Origin of the sequence: Streptomyces sp. NPDC008086 (assembly GCF_042957325.1) — a bacterium.
GTDB lineage: Bacteria > Actinomycetota > Actinomycetes > Streptomycetales > Streptomycetaceae > Streptomyces.
Genome location: NZ_JBIBIA010000004.1, coordinates 766,974 through 784,362, shown reverse-complemented (window position 1 = coordinate 784,362; position 17,389 = coordinate 766,974). Strand labels below are relative to the sequence as shown.

Here is a 17,389-nt window from a genome sequence, read left to right as displayed (position 1 = left end):
GGGGGGTGGGTGCGGTGTGGGGGGGGGGGGGGGGGGGGCGGCGGGGGGGGGGGGGGGGGCGGGCGGCCCGGCGGGGGGGGGGGGGGGGGGGGGCCCCCCCCCCGCCCCCCCGCCCCGCCCCCCCCCCCCCCCCCCCCCCCCCCCCCCACCGGGCCCGCACCCGGCGTCAGTCCAGATAACCCCTCAGCTGATCCGCGAAGGCATGGTCCCGCAGCTTGTTGAGAGTCTTCGACTCGATCTGCCGGATCCGCTCCCGGGTCACCCCGAAGATGCGGCCTATCTCCTCCAACGTGCGGGGGCGGCCGTCCGCAAGGCCGTACCTGAGCTGTACGACCTTCCGTTCCCGCTCCCCCAGCGTCGACAGCACCGCCTCCAGGTGCTCCCTGAGCAGCAGGAACGCCGCCGACTCCACCGGAGACGTCGCGTCGCCGTCCTCGATGAGGTCGCCGAGGGCCACGTCGTCCTCCTCGCCCACCGGCGCGTGCAGCGACACCGGTTCCTGGGCGAGCCGCAGGACCTCGCTGACCCGCTCGGGCGGGAGGTCGAGGTGGGCGGCCACCTCCTCCGGCGTCGGCTCGTAGCCGCGTTCCTGGAGCATGCGGCGCTGGACGCGGACGACCCGGTTGATCAGCTCGACGACATGGACCGGCACCCGGATGGTGCGGGCCTGGTCGGCTAGGGCGCGGGACATGGCCTGGCGGATCCACCAGGTGGCGTACGTCGAGAACTTGTAGCCGCGGGCGTAGTCGAACTTCTCGACGGCCCGGATCAGCCCGAGGTTGCCCTCCTGGACCAGGTCCAGCATGGTCAGGCCCCGCCCGACGTACCGCTTCGCCACCGAGACGACCAGGCGCAGGTTCGCCTCGATGAGACGCCGCTTGGCCATGCGGCCCATCACGACCAGCCGGTCCAGGTCGAGGGCGAGCCGGCTCTCCAGGTCGGGTGTGCTGCTCAGCTTCTCCTCGGCGAACAGCCCGGCCTCGACCCGGCGGGCGAGTTCGACCTCCTCGGCGGCGGTGAGCAGCGGGATACGGCCGATCTCCCGCAGGTACTGGCGGAACAGGTCGGAGGAGGGACCGCTGGTGTCGGCGGCACGGGCGCGGGCCGGCACCGGTGCCTCGACCGGCTCGGGGGCATCGGCGGCATCGGCGTCCAGGGCGTCGGCGGGGGGTTCCGCCGGCTCGGGCGAGGCCTCCGGCTCCGCCTCCGTCTCCGGGTGGTGCGCGACACGGCTCTGCGGCGGCACCGCGACGAGAACGTCGGTCTCCGCGTCCGGCTCCGTGCCGTCGGTACTGGCGTCGGTCTGGATGAGGGTCTGGGTCTGCACGGGGGCGACCTCCAGGATGATCGCTGCCGAGTCGTACGGCAGCGCTGCTTCGAGGGCGGAGTCGGCGGCCTCGCCGCTGTCCGTCCCGTACGCGATGAGCGGAACCGCGGGGGTGTGGGACCCGTGGGGAACGGGTCGGCCGCGCTCCGAGGACTCAGGCACCGGAACCCAGTGTGGAGTACGACACATCACCGCCACGAGGGGCGTGCGGTGACTTTTTGCGTCCGGTCCGTGACCCCCTGCTCAGAGGGCGGCCGCGCCCTGCCCCCGCAATGCCTGGTCGTACTGCTGCAACACCCACAGTTCGTTCTGCACGGCGGCCAGTTGGGCCGGGTCGCCGCCCGCGCCAAGTCGGGTCAGCTGGCTCTGGATGTCACGGACCCGGCGCTCGACGGCGCGCCGGCGCACGGTGACGAGCTGTTCACCGGCGTAGTTCTCGTCGACCGTCCTGCGCATGATCGCCTCGACCGCGAGCTCCGTGACCATCGCGCGGACCTGGTCGTCGGGTGCGGCGTCCCGGACGCGGACCAGGTACTCCTGAGCGTCCTGGATGCCGTACTCCGCGCCGCCCGCATCCATGATCGCCTGGCGTACGGCGGCGTAGGGTGCCGCGGTGAACTCGTCGACGCCGTACGCGTCGAACGCCGGGGAGACCAGCTCGGGGCGCTGGAGGGCGAGTTTGAGGAGCTCGCGTTCGGTGGCGTAGACGGGGTTGCGCAGGGTCAGGGCGGGGCCGGCGGTGCGGGGCGCGGGGGCGGCGTCGTACGGCTGGTGTGCGTCGCGGGAGGTCGGTGCCGGGCCGCGGCCGCCCCGGTCCCTCGCCCAACGCGCCAGCTGGGCCACGCGCTTGACCACGAACTGGGTGTCCAGGATGCCGAGCATGCCCGCGAGCTGGACGGCCACCTCGTGCTGGGCTCCGCTGTTCTTGATGCGGGCGACGATCGGGGCGGCCTCGTCCAGGGCGGAGGCGCGGCCCGCCGGGGTGTCGAGGTCGTAGCGGCCGACGATCTGGCGGAGGGCGAACTCGAAGAGCGGGGTGCGTGGTTCGGCCAGGTCGGCGACCGCGTCGTCGCCCTTCGCCAGCCGCAGTTCGCAGGGGTCCATGCCGTCCGGCGCGATGGCGATGTACGTCTCGGCGGCGAACTTCTGGTCGTCCTCGAAGGCGCGCAGGGCCGCCTTCTGGCCGGCCGCGTCGCCGTCGAAGGTGAAGATGACGCGGGCCGAGCCGTTGTCCATCAGCAGCCGGCGCAGGATCTTGATGTGCTCGCCGCCGAAGGCCGTGCCGCAGGTGGCGATGGCGGTGGTGACGCCGGCGAGGTGGCAGGCCATGACGTCGGTGTAGCCCTCGACGACGACCGCGCGGCTGGCCTTGGCGATGTCCTTCTTGGCGAGGTCGATGCCGTAGAGGACCTGGGACTTCTTGTAGATCGCCGTGTCGGGGGTGTTCAGGTACTTCGGCCCGTTGTCCGCCTCGTACAGCTTGCGGGCGCCGAAGCCGACGACGTCGCCGCCGATGTCGCGGATCGGCCACATGAGCCGGCCCCGGAAGCGGTCGATGGGGCCGCGGCGGCCCTCCTGCGCCAGGCCGGACAGGAGGATCTCCTTGTCGGTGAAGCCCTTGCCGCGCAGGAAACGGGTGAGGTGGTCCCAGCCCTGGGGGCTGTAGCCGACGCCGAAGTGCACGGCGGCGGCCTGGTCGAAGCCGCGCTCGGCGAGGAAGATCCGGCCGGTGTCGGCCTCGGGGCTGGTCGCCAGCTGCTCGGCGTACCACTCGGCGGCGATCTTGTGGGCCTCGACCAGGCGGATGCGCTCGCCGCGCTGGTGGGAGGGGTTGTAGCCGCCCTCCTCGTAACGCAGGGTGATGCCGGCCTGGGCGGCGAGGCGCTCGACCGCCTCGGAGAAGGTGAGGTGGTCGACCTTCATCACGAACGTGATGGTGTCGCCGCCCTCCTGGCAGCCGAAGCAGTGGAAGAGTCCCTTGCTCGGGCTGACCTGGAAGGACGGCGACTTCTCGTCATGGAAGGGGCACAGCCCCTTGAGGTTCCCGCCACCCGCGTTACGCAGCTGGAGGTACTCGGACACCACGGCGTCGATCGGGACCGCGTCCCGTACCGCCTTCACGTCCTCGTCGTTGATCCGTCCGGCCACAGGGTGATTCTACGGGGCAGAACTGACACCCCTGGGGCGAGATACCGGCCCCGGCCGGGGGTCCGGGGGCTGTCCCCGGGAAATGCGGCACGGGGGCGGACTGACACCTACGGCGCGAGGCTTTCGAGTGGAATGTGCGGGTCCGCCAAGGCCTCCGTGTCGACCCGTGCCCCGGACCGGATCAACTGCTGGATCGGCTCTGTGACGTCCCACACGTTCACGTTCATCCCCGCCAGCACCCGCCCGTCCTTCAGCCAGAACGCGATGAACTCCCGCTTCCCCGCGTCCCCCCGGATCACCACCTCGTCGTACGACCCGGCGGGCGCCCACCCGCTGTACTCCATCCCCAGGTCGTACTGGTCGGAGAAGAAGTACGGCACCCGGTCGTACGTGACGTCCTGCCCGAGCATCGCCCGCGCCGCCGCCGGCCCCCCGTTCAGCGCGTTGGCCCAGTGCTCCACGCGCAGCCGGGTGTCGAAGAGGGCGTGCGGGAAGGAGGCGACGTCGCCGGCGGCGTAGATGTCGGGGTCGGAGGTGCGCAGCTGTTCGTCCACGACCACGCCGCCGCCGTCCGCGCGGTCGGCGATCCGCAGCCCCGCCGCTTCCGCCAACCCCGTACGGGGAGCGGCGCCGATCGCGGCGAGGACGTCGTGCGCGGGGTGTTCCTCGCCGTCGTCGGTGCGCGCGGCCAGCACCATGCCGTCCTGGCCGACGATCTCCGTCAGCCGCCGCCCGAAGTGGAACCGCACCCCGTGCTCCCGGTGCAGCTCGGCGAAGAGGCCGCCCAGCTCGGGGCCCAGCACTGCGTGCAGCGGGGTCGGGTTGTGCTCGACGACGGTGACCTCGGCGCCGTACTCCCGGGCCGCCGCCGCGACCTCCAGGCCGATCCAGCCGGCGCCGGCGATCACGATGTGCCCGTTGTCCCGGCCGAGCGAGGCGAGGACGCCCTTGAGGCGCTCGGCGTGCGCGAGGCGGCGCAGGTGGTGGACGCCCGCCAGGTCGGTGCCCGGGATGTCCAGGCGGCGCGGCTCGGCGCCGGTGGCCAGCAGGAGCTTGTCGTAGTGGACGACGGTGCCGTCCTCGCCGAACCGCACCGTCTTCGCCGTACGGTCGATCGCGTCGACGGTCTGGCCGAGGTGCAGCTCGATGTCGTGGCGCGCGTACCAGGCGGGTTCGTGCACGAAGACGCTGTCGCGCTCCTCCTTGCCGAGGAGGTAGCCCTTGGACAGCGGCGGCCGTTCGTACGGGTGGTCGCGCTCGTCGCAGATCAGTATCACCCGCCCGGTGAAGCCCTCCGCGCGAAGGGTCTCGGCCGCCTTCGCGCCGGCGAGTCCTCCTCCGACGATGACGAATGTCTGATCCGCGTCGACCACTTGATGCCTCCTCGTAAGGGTGCCGCCACATGAGCGTCCCGCACGCAGCGTGATGCGGGAAGAGGGGGTGACCCGATCAGGCCACGCAGGGTCACTTTCGAGTGCCCGTTCGCCTCTTGGGCCTCACCCGTCCCGCGCGGGTGAGCGCCCGCGCCTCACGCTCCGCGCGTGAGCCGCGCGTGCAGGGAGCGCGCCGACGCGTCCGTCAGGGAGGCGATCTGGTCGACGATCACGCGCTTGCGGGCGCGGTCGTCCTCGGCCGTGTCGAACAGGGCCCGGAACTGCGGGTCCAGCCCCTCGGGCGCGCGGGCGGTGAGCGCCTCGGCGAGTTCGGCGACGACGATCCGCTGGTCGGCGCGGAGCCGCTCCTGCTCGGCGCGCTGCATGACGTACCGGTCGGCGACGGCCTTGAGGACCGCGCACTCCAGGCGGGTCTCGTGCGGTACGACGAGTTCGGCGCCGTAGCGGGAGAGCCGTCCGTCGCCGTACGCCGCGCGCGTGGCGCTCTCGGCGGCCAGGCAGAAACGGCCGATGAGCTGGCTGGTGGCGTCCTTGAGGCGGGCCTGGGCGACGGCCGAGCCGTCGTAGCCGTGCGGCCACCACGGTTCTTCCTGGAGGCGGTCGAGCGCGGCGGACAGGTCCACCGGGTCGGTGTCCTCGGGGACGTACCGCCCGATGGCGACCTGGAAGACCGCCTGGCGTTCCGGCTCGGCGTGCAGGCAGTTGGGGTCGATGTGGCCGGCGTGCAGGCCGTCCTCGACGTCGTGCACGGAGTACGCCACGTCGTCGGACCAGTCCATGACCTGGGCCTCGAAGGTGGTGCGGGTGCCGGGGGCGTCCTTGCGGACCCAGTCGAAGACGGGGCGGTCGTCCTCGTAGACGCCGAACTTCGGGGAGTTCGGGGCGGTGGGGTGGGCGCCGCGGGGCCAGGGGTACTTGGTGGCGGCGTCGAGGGTGGCGCGGGTGAGGTTGAGGCCGACGGAGCCCTCCGGGGTGAACCGCTTGGGTTCGATGCGGGTGAGGAGTCTGAGGGACTGGGCGTTGCCCTCGAAGCCGCCGCAGTCCTCGGCGAACTCGTTCAGGGCGACTTCGCCGTTGTGGCCGAACGGGGGGTGGCCGAGGTCGTGGGAGAGGCAGGCGGCCTCCACGAGGTCGGGGTCGCAGCCGAGGGCTGCGCCCAGTTCCCGGCCTACCTGGGCGCATTCCAGGGAGTGGGTGAGGCGGGTGCGGGGGCTCGGGTCCCAGGTGTGGGAGTGGGTTCCCGGGGTGACCACCTGGGTCTTGCCGGCGAGCCTTCGCAGGGCGGCGGAGTGCAGTACGCGGGCGCGGTCTCGTTGGAAGGCCGTGCGGCCTGGGCGTTTGTCGGGTTCGGGGGCCCAGCGTTCGACTGCTGACTCGTCGTAGTGCATGCACCGACAGTACGGGCAGACACTGACAAACGGAGGGGTGTGTTGCGCCTAGTCGGGTGCCAGGTTCTGTTGTGGGGCGAGTGCGGGCCGCATGGGGTTGATCGCGCGGTTCCCCGCGCCCCTGGAGGGACGTCTCCGTCCCCGGCGAATCAAGCCGATGCCAGTTCCTGCGCTGTCGTGACCCGCGTGTTCAGCATCTGGTCGTAGCGGTGCAGGAGGAGGCGGGCCATCGCGGGGTGGGTGCCCAGGGGGGCCGAGGCTATCCAGGGGGCCGCTTGCGCGGACTCCGTTGCGAAGCGGCCCGGGGCCGTGAAGCAGGAGGCGATGGCGACCCGGGTGCGGCCTCGGGCGGACAGGGTGCGCAGAGCGTCGGCCACCGTGGGGGACGCCGTCGTCGCGTAGGCCGGGATGACCGGGACGCCGAGGCGGTTGGCCAGGAGGTGGGCCGTCTGGGACGTGTCGAGTTTCGACTCGGGGTCGCGGGAGCCGGCGGCGGCCAGGACGACCGCGGTCCGGCGGCGGGTGGGCTCGTCCAGACGGGTGCGCCAGCCGGCTTCGACGAGGCGGGCGTACAGGGCCTCGACCAGGAGGGGGTGGGGGCCGAGGGCGGGGGCCACGCGTGCGTGCACCCGGGCCTCGGCGGCCATCTCGGGGATGTCCCGCTTGACGTGGTAGCCGCGGCTGAGGAGGAGGGGGACGAGGATCGCCCGGTCGGTGTCGAGGGCGGCGAGGGTGTCCGGGAGCAGGGGTTCGTTCAGCTCGATGTGGCCGAGGTGGACGGGCAGGCCGGGGCGCTGGGCGCGGACCTTGTCGAGGAGGGCGCGTACGGTGCTCAGGGCGCGCGGGTCGCGGCTGCCGTGGGCCACGACGACGAGCGCGGGCGCGTCGGGGCGTCGCCTGCCGTCGCGGGAGACGAGGCTGAGCTGGCTGGCGAGCTGGCTGCTGATCCGGTTCATGAGGTGCGCCGTACTGTCGAGGTGGGCGGTCGTGGACTCGTCGTGAAGAGGGTTCGACGCCGTCATGAACCGATGGTGGCGGCGGGACGTTGCCTTCCCGTTTCGCGGGAATGACGGGTTCTTACACCGGCTTCACGATGCGGTACGGAGGCTGTGTGAGGGGACGTGACCTGCGGTTTCCACGGCCGTAGTGAAGCTGATCACGTCACGGGCGGTGAACCGCGGGGGCCGGTGGGACGTCCCTGACTGTCGGGAAAGGGCCGTGAGCCGAACGGGGAGGGACCATCCGATGCGCCGACCGAAGCTGCCTCGACCACGTCTGCCGCGCACACGCACCGGGCAGCGGAGGCTGGTGCAGGCCGTGATGGCGGGGTGTGTGCTGGGGCTGCTTCCGGCCACCTGGATGTACCTCGTCACCGGTGACCGGCTGCGGACCACGGAGGACGTGCCGCGCACCGACGTCGCCGTCGTCTTCGGCGCCGGTCTGTGGGCCGGTGAGCCCTCGCCGTACCTCGCCCACCGGCTCGACGCGGCGGCGAAGTTGTACCGCGCGGGCCGGATCGAGGTCGTCCTGGTCACCGGCGACAACAGCCGCAAGGACTATGACGAGCCCGACGCCATGCGGACGTATCTGACCCGGCACGGGGTGCCCGACTCGCGGATCGTGAGCGACTACGCCGGCTTCGACACCTGGGACTCCTGCGTGCGCGCCAAAAAGATCTTCGGCGTCGACGAGGCGGTGCTGATCAGCCAGGGCTTCCACATCCGGCGGGCGGTCGCGCTGTGCCAGGAGGCGGGGGTGAAGTCGTACGGCGTCGGGGTCGACGCCAAGCACGACGCCACCTGGTACTACGGCGGCGCGCGGGAGGTCTTCGCGGCCGGAAAGGCGGCCCTGGACGCCGTCTTCGAGCCCGACCCCCGGTTCCTCGGGCCGCGGGAGACCGGGGTGACGAACGCGTTGGCGGCGGAGCGGTGACGGCGCCCGGCGGGAGCGGCGTATGCCTCGGGCGCGCGCACTCGCCGTGGCCGCCGCGGCCGTACTGATCAGCGCTGGCATCGCCGCCGGAACCGCCACCGCCGCGGCCGACGCCCAGGCCAGGGAGCCGGGCCGTGCCCATGTCGCCGCCAGGGCTACGGCTGGGCGGACACCTGGAACGAGTGCGGGTCCACGATCCTCGCGACCGTCGAGGTCGACGGTTTCGATCCGCCGTGCATCCAGATCGGTCCGGGCGCGGTCGGGAGGACCGGTCTGGAGCCGGGCGACGAGCCGTACTACGCCTACGCGTGCTGACTCGGCGGCGCGGCTGCCGAAACGGACGTACGGGTGACTCAGGGGGCCGGCTGACCAAGGGCCGTCCCTGATCGGGCGGGAGTGGGGCCGTCGCCCTGCTCCCGCCCTAGGCCCTCGCGTGCCTTCCGGCGTCCCGGTCCCGGGTTCAGTGGCCGGTGAAACGCGGTGGGCGTTTCTCCAGGAACGCGCTCATGCCCTCCTTCTGGTCCTCGGTCGCGAACAGGGCGTGGAAGACGCGGCGTTCGAAGAGGATGCCGTCGCGAAGCCCGGTGTCGAGGGCCCGGTCGACGCACTCGCGGGCCGCCGTGATCGCGGCGCGGCCGTACGAGGCGATGGTCGCCGCCGCCTCCAGTGCCTCGGGGAGGACCCGGTCGTCCGGTACCACCCGGGAGACGAGGCCGCAGCTCACCGCCTCCTGGGCGTCCATCGTGCGGCCGGTCAGGATCAGGTCCATCGCCTTCGCCCGGCCGACCAGCCGGGTCAGCCGCTGGGTGCCGCCGATGCCCGGGATCACGCCCAGCTTGATCTCCGGCTGGCCGAAGACGGCCGACTCCCCCGCGACGACCAGGTCGCACATCATGGCCAGTTCACAACCGCCGCCCAGCGCGAGGCCGTTGACGGCCGCGATCTTCGGGGTGCGCAGGGCCGTGAAGTGTTCCCAGGTCGCGAAGTAGTCCTCCTCCGCCATCTGCGCGGCCGTCTTCCCCGCCATCTCCTTGATGTCGGCGCCGGCCGCGAACACCTTCTCCGAGCCGGTGACGACGAAGCAGCCCACCTGGGGATCGGCGTCCAGCGGGCCGAGCGTGTCGAGGAGTTCGGTCAGCAGGTCGCCGCTGAGCGCGTTGAGCACATGCGGGCGGTGCAGGCGTACGGTCACCACGGCGCCGTCGCGTTCGGTCTTGAGGTTGTTCACGGGGTTCCTCCCGGTCATGAGTCCCAGATCGCGCCGTACGCCGGAATTCCGCGCCGTTCCAGCCCGTGCACCACCTGCCAGGTGAGCTTCTTGTTGGAGATGCAGATGACGGCCTCGGCCCCGAAGTCCCGGTACGCCTCGTACGCGAGCCGCACCATGTCGGGCTTGCCGTGCCGGGAGGTGTCCCACACCAGGGCGTGCGGCTGGACGGCGAGGATCTCGTCGACCAGGGCGTCGCCGTAGGTCGCGCGGGGGTCGCGGGTCGCCCAGACCAGGCGGGAGGGGACCTCGGCGGCGAGGAGGTGCGGAAGGCAGGGGCCGATGCCGCTGCCGGTCGCGACGTAGACGACCTTGGTGAACAGCGTCTCGATGTTGGCGACGCCCGCCGTGGTGATGCCCTTGACCCACACCTTCGACGGCAGCTCGTCGATGAACGCCCCCGTCCAGTCCCCGGCGCGCGAGATGGTCAGCCGGAAGCCGGGCTCGCCGGGGGCGGGGACGTTGGCGAACGAGTGCCATTCCTTCAGCGGGCTGCGGCTGATCGCGGTCGAGGAGCCCGCGAAGGGGGTCTCGCCGTGGTCGAAGCGGGCCAGGACGACGTGCGGGGAGGGGCGTTCGAGGCGTACGGCCACCTTGCGCAGCCGTAGCCAGGGCAGGGCGACGCTGAAGGTGACGACGGCCAGGACCGTGAGCGGGACCGGGCCGGACGCCGACAGCAGGGTGTGCGCCCAGAAGAGGCCCAGGGCCGTCCAGCCTCCGAAGCGGTGGATCTTCTCGAAGTGGTCGTGGTGGCGGGAGCGGAAGGGCGGGAGGGCGGTGGCGACGAGGACCGCGAGGAGGGCGATCAGGGTCCAGCTCACGGCCAGCAGGGCCGGGTCGGTCGTCGTGAGGGCCAGCGCCAGGAACCAGCCCGTCCCCGCCAGCGCCCCGCCCACGTGCAGCCCGCCGAAATGGTAGACCTTGCCGAGCGTCCAGCGGATCTTCAGCGGCCAGGTCGTCGGCGCCGCGGTGGCCAGCCGGAAGAAGAGGTTGATGACGTACTGCTGGCGGACGAGGACGGCGAGGGCGAGGTCGGCGAGGGCCGCGTGGCCCATGGTCCGCGGGGAAGGGGACCAACTCGCCCACAGGAAGGCCAGGTTGGCGAGGAGGACGAGGGCCGCCAGGCGGTTGTAGTGCATCAGGCGGGGGTGCTTGAGCAGGCGGCGCGGGAGTGCGGTGAGCGGGGGCAGGTCGGTGGACCGCCGTTCCAGTGAGGTGGTCATCGGGCCGCCCCCTGAAGTGCCGTCCGCTCCCCTGAGGTCCGCTCCCCCGAGGTCCGCGCCTCCGCCGTCCGCTCCTCCGCCATCCGCAGCAGCGCCTGCTTGTCGATCTTGCCGCGGTCGGTCTCGGGTAAGGATGGCAGGGGCATGACATCTTCGGGCACGCAGTAGTACGGCAGCGCGTCCGCCACCGCGCGCCGGGCCGTGCCGGGGTCGACGTCGGCCGGGCACACGAACGACACCAGGGTCCGTGCGTCCTTCTTCAGCGTCACCGCCCGTACGCAGCCCTCGACCGACTCCAGCACCGAGGAGACGGAGTCGAGTTCGACCCGGAAGCCGCGCACCTTGACCTGGTCGTCGGTGCGGCCGAGGTGTTCGAGCTCGCCGTCCGGGGTCCAACGGCCCAGGTCACGGGTGCGGAACATGCGGTGGCCGGCGCCGAGGAAGGGGTCCGGGGCATAGCGCTCGGCGTTCAGGGCGTCGTTGCCGAGGTAGCCCGCCGACACGCAGTCGCCGCCCGCCCACATCTCCCCCACCTCGCCGACGGGCAGCGGACGGCGGTCGGCGTCGAGGACGTAGACCGTGTTGTTGGGGGTCGGGCGGCCGATGGTGAGGAGGGGGTCGGTCGGGCGATGGCGGTGCATCGTGTTGACGATGGTCGTCTCGGTCGGGCCGCAGCAGTTGTGGAAGGCGGCGTGCCGGGCCCAGCGGTCGGCGAGCGGGCGGGGGCAGGGCTCCCCGGCCACGGCGACCGTGTGGACGCGGGGGCAGGCGGCGGGGTCGAGGCCGGACAGGACGGTCGGGGTCGCGATGATCACGTCGGCGGTGCGGGCCGCCGCCGCGGCGTCCTTGCCGCGGATCACGAGGGTGCCGCCGTGGCTGAGGCAGCCGAGGATCTCCCAGGCGGCCATGTCGAAGGCGACGTTGAGGAGCTGGGCCACGCGGTCGCCGGGACGGATGCCGAGGCCGCCGGGTTCGGTGAGCAGGATGTTGGCGACGTTGCGGTGGGTGACCTTCACGCCGTTGGGGCGGCCGGTGGTGCCGGAGGTGAAGAGGACGTAGCAGCCGTCGTCGGGGCGGATCGGCGGGCGGGGCGCCGGGGCGTACGGCTGAGGCGCGTCCAGCGTGATCACCAGGTGGCCGTCGGGGAGCGCGGGGAGCGGTACGCGGTGGGCGTGCTCGGCGGTCGTGAGGACGACGCGGGTGCGGGCGGTACGGACGACGTGCGCCAGCTGGGCCGGGGGCGCGAGGCCGATGTCCTGCGGGACGTAGGCGGCACCCGCCTTCAGGATGCCGAGCAGGCCGACGAGCATCGGGATCGAGCGGCGCACGAAGAGTCCGACGTGGTCACCGGGGCGTACGCCCTCACGGGCGAGGCGGGCGGCGACCGCGTCGGCGTACCGGTCGAGTTCGCCGTACATGATCGTCGCGCCCCGGTGTTCGGCGGCGACGGCGTACGGGGCGGCGGCGGCCCGCCGTTCGACGGCGCGGTGGAGGAGCGGGTCGGGGACGGGGACGGTGGGGCCCCGGCCGTAGTGCCAGAAGAGGTGCTGGTCGCGGGGGGTGAGATGGCTCAGCGGGCCGGGAGAGTGCGAGGGCATGGTCGGGGGACCTCCTGACGGGCTGTTTCGAGATGCGGTATTTCGAACGCCGTGCGGAGATACGGTGCGCCGGGCAGGCCTCGCGACTTGCGGTGCGGGTGGGGCAACGCCCCACAGGGGCGCGGAGAACTGCGCGACCAGCCACGACTGCGCCGCAGACGAACGACTGTAGTAGCTGCCCTTCAACTCTCAACAAGGCGTGACAAGCCAACTACGGTGCGGAACAAGACACGCGTGGCGACTTCCGCACCAACGGCAACCACAGTCCCACTCAGCGGCGACTAAAGCGGAGCGCCTACGCGCCTCACGGCGGCCGGGCGGCGACGGGGAGGTCACCGTCCCGGCCGCGTAACAGGGAGCCGCCGTGCGCGTAACACGCCGGAAGCACGCTGAACGGTATGCCGAACTCCGTGACGCCCACGCACTGCCCGTACTGCGCCCTGCAGTGCGGTATGAACCTCACGCCCTCGCAGGACGGGGGTGTCACGGTGGTCGAGCGCCCGGACTTCCCGGTGAACAAGGGGGCGCTGTGCGGCAAGGGCCGTACGGCGCCCGCGGTGCTGGCGTCGGGCGTCCGGCTGAGCTCGCCGCTGGTGCGCTCGGGCGGCACGCTCGTGCCCGCCACCTGGGAAGAGGCGCTGGACCGCGTCGCCGAGGGCCTCACACGCACGCGTACGGAACATGGCCCGGACGCGTGCGGGGTCTTCGGCGGGGGCGGTCTGACGAACGAGAAGGCGTACAGCCTCGGCAAGTTCGCGAGGATCGTGCTCGGCACCTCGCAGATCGACTACAACGGCCGCTTCTGCATGTCGTCGGCGGCCGCGGCCGGGATGAAGGCGTTCGGGCTCGACCGGGGGCTGCCGTTCCCGCTGGAGGACATCCCGAGGACGGGCTGTGTCATCCTCGTCGGCTCGAACCCGGCGGAGACGATGCCGCCGTCGCTCCGGTACTTCACCGAGCTGCGTGAGAACGGCGGCACGCTGATCGTCGTCGACCCGCGCCGCACGAAGACCGCCGAGCAGGCCGACCTGCACCTGATGCCGAGGCCCGGCACCGACCTCGCGCTGGCCCTCGGTCTGCTGCACCTGGTCGTCGCCGAGGGGCGGGTGGACGAGGAGTACGTCCTTCGGCGCACGGCCGGCTGGGAGGACGCGCGGGCCGCGGCGATGGCGCACTGGCCGGAGTACGTGGAGCGGATCACGGGGGTGTCCGTTCCCCAACTACGGGAGGCCGTACGGCTGTTCTGCGAGCCGGAGCACGCGATGGTGCTCACCGCGCGCGGCCCCGAGCAGCAGGCCAAGGGCACGGACACCGTGGGCGCGTGGATCAACCTGTGTCTGGCGACGGGCCGGGCGGGCCGCCCGCTGTCCGGCTACGGCTGCCTCACCGGGCAGGGCAACGGACAGGGCGGGCGCGAGCACGGCCAGAAGGCCGACCAGCTGCCCGGCTACCGCAAGCTGGACGACCCGGCGGCGCGACGGCATGTCGCCGGGGTGTGGGGTGTGGACCCGGACAGCCTGCCGGGGCCGGGGCGCAGTGCGTACGAGTTGCTGGACGCGCTGGGCAAGGACATCAAGTCGCTGCTGCTGATGGGCTCGAACCCGGTGGTGTCGGCGCCGCGTGCCGCGCACATCGAGGAGCGCATCAAGTCCCTGGACTTCCTCGCGGTGTGCGACGTGGTGCTGTCGGAGACGGCGGCCCTCGCGGACGTCGTCCTGCCGGTCACGCAGTGGGCCGAGGAGACGGGCACCACGACCAACCTGGAGGGCCGCGTGCTGCTGCGGCGGCGCGCGATCACTCCGCCGGACGGCGTCCGCAGCGACCTGGAGGTCATGCACGAGCTCGCCGCCCGGCTGGGCGGGGAACGGGGCCTGGAGAAGGGCTTCCCGACCGACCCCGAGGAGGTCTTCGATGAGCTGCGGCGCGCGAGCGCGGGCGGCCCGGCGGACTACTCAGGCATCACCTACCGCAGGCTGGCGGAGGAGAACGGGGTGTTCTGGCCGTGCCCGGCGCCGGACGGAGGCCTGGACGGTCCCGCGGAGGGTGGCCTGGGCGGTGCCGCACGGGGCGAGGTCGCCGTCGGCGGTGTCCACCCCGGCACGCCCCGTCTCTTCCTAGACCGCTTCGCCACCCCGGACGGCCGGGCCCGCTTCGCCCCCGTCTCCTACCGGCCCATCGCCGAGGAACCCGACGACGAGTACCCGGTCCTCCTGACGACGGGGCGGGTCGTCGCCCAGTACCAGTCCGGTGCCCAGACCCGCCGCGTCGACGAGCTGAACGCCGCCGCGCCGGGCCCGTTCGTGGAGCTGCACCCCCGGCTGGCGGCGCGGCTCGGGGCGGCCGAGGGCGACCCGGTGGCCGTGGTCTCGCGCCGGGGCCGGGCGGTGGCACCGGCCCGCATCACGACCGGCATCCGCCCGGACACCGTCTTCATGCCGTTCCACTGGCCGGGCGAGGGCCGCGCCAACACCCTGACCAACCCGGCGCTCGACCCGACGTCGCGCATGCCGGAGTTCAAGGCGTGTGCCGTGCGCGTGGAGGCCGTGAAGCCGTAGCCCAGTCGCCGCTCTCGATGAGCTTGCCGTCGGCGCGCAGTCGGGCGGCGACGGACGGGGCGGCGACATACACCCAGGCCTGTACGGCCGTTCCGTCCGCGGCGCGGAACACCTCGCGGGCGACGCGCTCGTAGAGGTTGCGCGGGTCGCCCGGGGCGAACTCCTCCAGGCGGTCGAGGGCGGCCAGGAGCTGCGGGTACTCCTCGGGGCGGGCGGTGACGAGCTCGCCGTGGACGGTGCCGCCGTCGCCGCGTTCCTCGACGGCGTACGGGTAGCCCGGGCCGTCGTACAACACCGCTCCGGCCAGTCGCGCGGCCTCCTCGGTGAGGGTGCGGCCGCGCAGGAAGTGGTCGTGGTTGGACTCTCCGGGGCGCAGGGTGCCGTAGACGAAGAACGGGAGTCGGGGAGAGAGGGTCACGGAAACGATTCTCTCCCCTCACACACCTCCACGTATTCACCCTGGTCACGGCATGTGCACGCCCCCTTGAATCTTGGGCATCCTCTGCGCCGCCCCAGTTCAAGGAGACCGATGAGCCGAATACGGCCGCACATCCGAGGTTCCCGACTTGCCACGGCGGGCATCGTCGCCGCCACCGCCACCCTGTTGGCCACCGCACTCTCCCCCACAGCCGGCGCGGACGAGAGTCCGACGAGGGCCACCGCGATCAAGAACGCGGCGGCGGCCCTCAAGGACCGGGCGGGGAGTCTGGGACTGACGGCCGCTCAGGGCACCAGCGTGCGGGACGTGATCGTGGACGCGGACGGCACGCAGCACGTCCGCTACGACCGCACGTACCGCCAACTGCCTGTCCTCGGCGGTGACTTCGTCCTCCACCTCGCGAAGGACGGCACCTACCGCGGCGCCTCCCGCGCCACTGGGAACGCGATCTCCCTGTCGAGCGTGACGCCGAAGGTCTCCGCGCCGAAGGCGGCCGACCTCGCGGCTGCGGTGCTGCGGGCCGCGAACGTCGGCGAGACGCTGAAGCGGCTGACGTCGAGGCCCGAGCTGGTCGTCGACGCCCTGCACGGCGCCCCGAAGCTGGCCTGGCGGACCGACGCCGTCGCCCAGGACTCGGCCGGCAACCCGGTCGCCCGCACCACGCTGACCGACGCCCGCACCGGCGCGAAGATCGACGCGTGGGACAGCGTCGAGCACGCGGCGGGCGACGGGAAGTCGCTGTACTCGGGCACGGTGCCGCTGGAGACGACCGCGTCCGGATCGACGTACCAGCTGAAGGACGCGACGCGCGGCGGCACGTACACCGGTGACGCGGCGAACAAGACGGACCTGTGCATCCTCGCCGTCTGCCTGAACCGCGCCCCGTCGACGGTCTTCACCGACGCCGACAACCACTGGGGCACGGGCGCGGCGACCGACCGCTCCACGGCCGCCGTGGACGCGCAGTACGGCACGGACATGACGTGGGACTACTACGAGGACGTCCACGGCCGTAAGGGCATCGCGGGTGACGGCAAGGGGTCGTTCAACCGGGTGCACTACGGCAACGACTACAACAACGCCTTCTGGGACGACAGTTGCTTCTGCATGACGTACGGCGACGGTGACGGCACCCAGCTCGGTCCGCTGGTGTCGCTGGACGTCGCCGGGCACGAGATGACGCACGGCGTGACGTCGAAGACGGCTGCGCTGACGTACTCGGGCGAGTCCGGCGGGCTGAACGAGGCCACGTCGGATGTCTTCGGCACGCTGGTGGAGTTCCACGCGGGCAACCCCGCCGATCCCGGGGACTATCTGATCGGCGAGAAGATCGTGCGGTCCGGGTTCCCGCGGAACGCCCTGCGGTACATGGACAAGCCGTCGAAGGACGGAGTGTCGGTCGACTGCTGGAGTGCGGGGACGAAGGATCTCGACGTGCACTATTCGTCAGGGGTCGGGAATCACTTCGCCTATCTGCTGGCCGAGGGCAGCGGGGCGAGGACGGTGAACGGGGTGAGGTACGACTCGCCTACCTGTGACGGGTCTTCGGTGACGGGGATCGGGCGGGACAAGTTGGGCAAGATCTGGTACCGGGCGCTGACTGTGTACATGACGTCCTCGACGAACTACGCGGGGGCGCGGGCTTCGATGCTCAGTGCGGCGAAGGATCTGTACGGGGCCGGGAGTGTGGAGTACGGGGCTGTGGGGGCTGCCTGGAAGGCGGTGAATGTGGGCTGAGGGGGCTTGGCGCCGTAGGGGTGCGGGGTGCGGTACGGGGTACGTGGCCGGGTGCGGATGGCTCGCGGCCGGCCGCGCCCCCGCGGCGTAACCGCACATCGAAACACTCCCGCGCCCCTATCGGGTCGGCCGGGCTGACGTGGGAAAAAGGGTGGCCGGCGTTGGAGTGGGGCGCGGACACGCTCCGTGCCCCTCAGGCCAGGGCCTCCTCCGGATCCCGCCGTGGGACGCCGCACCCGTCCGGTCGGCTCCACGGTGATCTCCTCCCGGGCAACCGGATCCCCTTCGGCCGCCCACACCGTCGCGGCGTCGGCGACGCCACGGGGGCGCGGAAAATCACCCGTTCACACCCCCGGCCCCCAGCCAACGGATTCTCTGCGC

12 protein-coding genes are annotated in these 17,389 nt (G+C 72.3%); 3 read left to right on the top strand and 9 right to left on the bottom strand.

Annotated elements, in window-relative coordinates:
* Nucleotides 1-166: 166 nt before the first annotated feature.
* The 5 genes from ACFZBP_RS17690 to ACFZBP_RS17670 all read right to left on the bottom strand — a co-directional run bounded on the left by ACFZBP_RS17690 (nucleotide 167) and on the right by ACFZBP_RS17670 (nucleotide 7,279).
* Nucleotides 167-1,489 carry a sigma-70 family RNA polymerase sigma factor gene (locus tag ACFZBP_RS17690; protein WP_391414026.1) on the bottom strand — a complete coding sequence of 441 codons (1,323 nt, stop codon included), beginning with the start codon at nucleotides 1,487-1,489 and terminating at the stop codon, nucleotides 167-169.
* Between the two features lie 81 nt (nucleotides 1,490-1,570).
* Complete coding sequence (gene dnaG / locus ACFZBP_RS17685; RefSeq protein WP_383449228.1) at nucleotides 1,571-3,475, bottom strand: DNA primase; 1,905 nt, start codon at nucleotides 3,473-3,475, stop codon at nucleotides 1,571-1,573.
* A gap of 107 nt (nucleotides 3,476-3,582) precedes the next feature.
* Complete coding sequence (locus ACFZBP_RS17680; protein WP_383449229.1) at nucleotides 3,583-4,848, bottom strand: NAD(P)/FAD-dependent oxidoreductase; 1,266 nt, start codon at nucleotides 4,846-4,848, stop codon at nucleotides 3,583-3,585.
* A gap of 155 nt (nucleotides 4,849-5,003) precedes the next feature.
* Nucleotides 5,004-6,257, bottom strand: a complete 1,254-nt coding sequence (locus tag ACFZBP_RS17675; RefSeq protein ID WP_391414023.1) for a deoxyguanosinetriphosphate triphosphohydrolase — start codon at nucleotides 6,255-6,257, stop codon at nucleotides 5,004-5,006.
* Nucleotides 6,258-6,406: 149 nt separating this feature from the next.
* Nucleotides 6,407-7,279 (bottom strand): CbiX/SirB N-terminal domain-containing protein, encoded by an 873-nt coding sequence (locus tag ACFZBP_RS17670; protein ID WP_391414021.1) that lies wholly within the window; start codon nucleotides 7,277-7,279, stop codon nucleotides 6,407-6,409.
* Nucleotides 7,280-7,502: 223 nt separating this feature from the next.
* Between ACFZBP_RS17670 and ACFZBP_RS17665 the strand changes: the two genes are divergently transcribed.
* A complete protein-coding gene (locus tag ACFZBP_RS17665; RefSeq protein ID WP_383449232.1) occupies nucleotides 7,503-8,189 on the top strand; it encodes a vancomycin high temperature exclusion protein in 687 nt (228 codons plus the stop codon).
* 460 nt (nucleotides 8,190-8,649) lie between these two features.
* Here ACFZBP_RS17665 and ACFZBP_RS17660 read toward each other — a convergent pair whose 3' ends face one another.
* From ACFZBP_RS17660 to ACFZBP_RS17650, 3 genes are read right to left on the bottom strand one after another with little or no spacing between them, the layout of a single operon-like run.
* Nucleotides 8,650-9,417 carry an enoyl-CoA hydratase-related protein gene (locus tag ACFZBP_RS17660; RefSeq protein WP_391414018.1) on the bottom strand — a complete coding sequence of 256 codons (768 nt, stop codon included), beginning with the start codon at nucleotides 9,415-9,417 and terminating at the stop codon, nucleotides 8,650-8,652.
* Nucleotides 9,418-9,431: 14 nt separating this feature from the next.
* Entirely contained in the window at nucleotides 9,432-10,679 is a 1,248-nt protein-coding gene (locus ACFZBP_RS17655; RefSeq protein ID WP_391414016.1) for a hypothetical protein, read from the bottom strand.
* Nucleotides 10,676-12,277, bottom strand: coding sequence for an amino acid adenylation domain-containing protein (locus ACFZBP_RS17650; RefSeq protein ID WP_391414014.1), 1,602 nt, complete (start codon nucleotides 12,275-12,277; stop codon nucleotides 10,676-10,678). The genes ACFZBP_RS17655 and ACFZBP_RS17650 overlap by 4 nt, the downstream gene beginning before the upstream one ends.
* Nucleotides 12,278-12,675: 398 nt before the next feature.
* On the opposite strand from ACFZBP_RS17650, the gene ACFZBP_RS17645 reads away from it, so the two are divergent.
* Entirely contained in the window at nucleotides 12,676-14,832 is a 2,157-nt protein-coding gene (locus ACFZBP_RS17645; protein ID WP_391414012.1) for a molybdopterin-dependent oxidoreductase, read from the top strand.
* On the opposite strand, the gene ACFZBP_RS17640 is transcribed toward ACFZBP_RS17645, so the two are convergent.
* Nucleotides 14,792-15,250 (bottom strand): gamma-glutamylcyclotransferase family protein, encoded by a 459-nt coding sequence (locus tag ACFZBP_RS17640; protein ID WP_383449238.1) that lies wholly within the window; start codon nucleotides 15,248-15,250, stop codon nucleotides 14,792-14,794. The two genes, ACFZBP_RS17645 and ACFZBP_RS17640, sit on opposite strands and share 41 nt — an antisense overlap.
* A 111-nt stretch (nucleotides 15,251-15,361) precedes the next feature.
* Between ACFZBP_RS17640 and ACFZBP_RS17635 the strand changes: the two genes are divergently transcribed.
* A complete protein-coding gene (locus tag ACFZBP_RS17635; protein WP_391414009.1) occupies nucleotides 15,362-17,008 on the top strand; it encodes a M4 family metallopeptidase in 1,647 nt (548 codons plus the stop codon).
* The last annotated feature ends 381 nt before the right edge of the window (nucleotides 17,009-17,389 follow it).

What these genes read in the sequence shown, in the direction of transcription:
- ACFZBP_RS17675 (WP_391414023.1), bottom strand. Translation starts at nt 6,257, where the DNA reads ATGCACTACGACGAGTCAGCAGTCGAACGCTGGGCCCCCGAACCCGAC.
- ACFZBP_RS17670 (WP_391414021.1), bottom strand. Translation starts at nt 7,279, where the DNA reads ATGACGGCGTCGAACCCTCTTCACGACGAGTCCACGACCGCCCACCTC.
- ACFZBP_RS17665 (WP_383449232.1), top strand. Translation starts at nt 7,503, where the DNA reads ATGCGCCGACCGAAGCTGCCTCGACCACGTCTGCCGCGCACACGCACC.
- ACFZBP_RS17655 (WP_391414016.1), bottom strand. Translation starts at nt 10,679, where the DNA reads ATGACCACCTCACTGGAACGGCGGTCCACCGACCTGCCCCCGCTCACC.
- ACFZBP_RS17650 (WP_391414014.1), bottom strand. Translation starts at nt 12,277, where the DNA reads ATGCCCTCGCACTCTCCCGGCCCGCTGAGCCATCTCACCCCCCGCGAC.
- ACFZBP_RS17645 (WP_391414012.1), top strand. Translation starts at nt 12,676, where the DNA reads ATGCCGAACTCCGTGACGCCCACGCACTGCCCGTACTGCGCCCTGCAG.
- ACFZBP_RS17635 (WP_391414009.1), top strand. Translation starts at nt 15,362, where the DNA reads ATGAGCCGAATACGGCCGCACATCCGAGGTTCCCGACTTGCCACGGCG.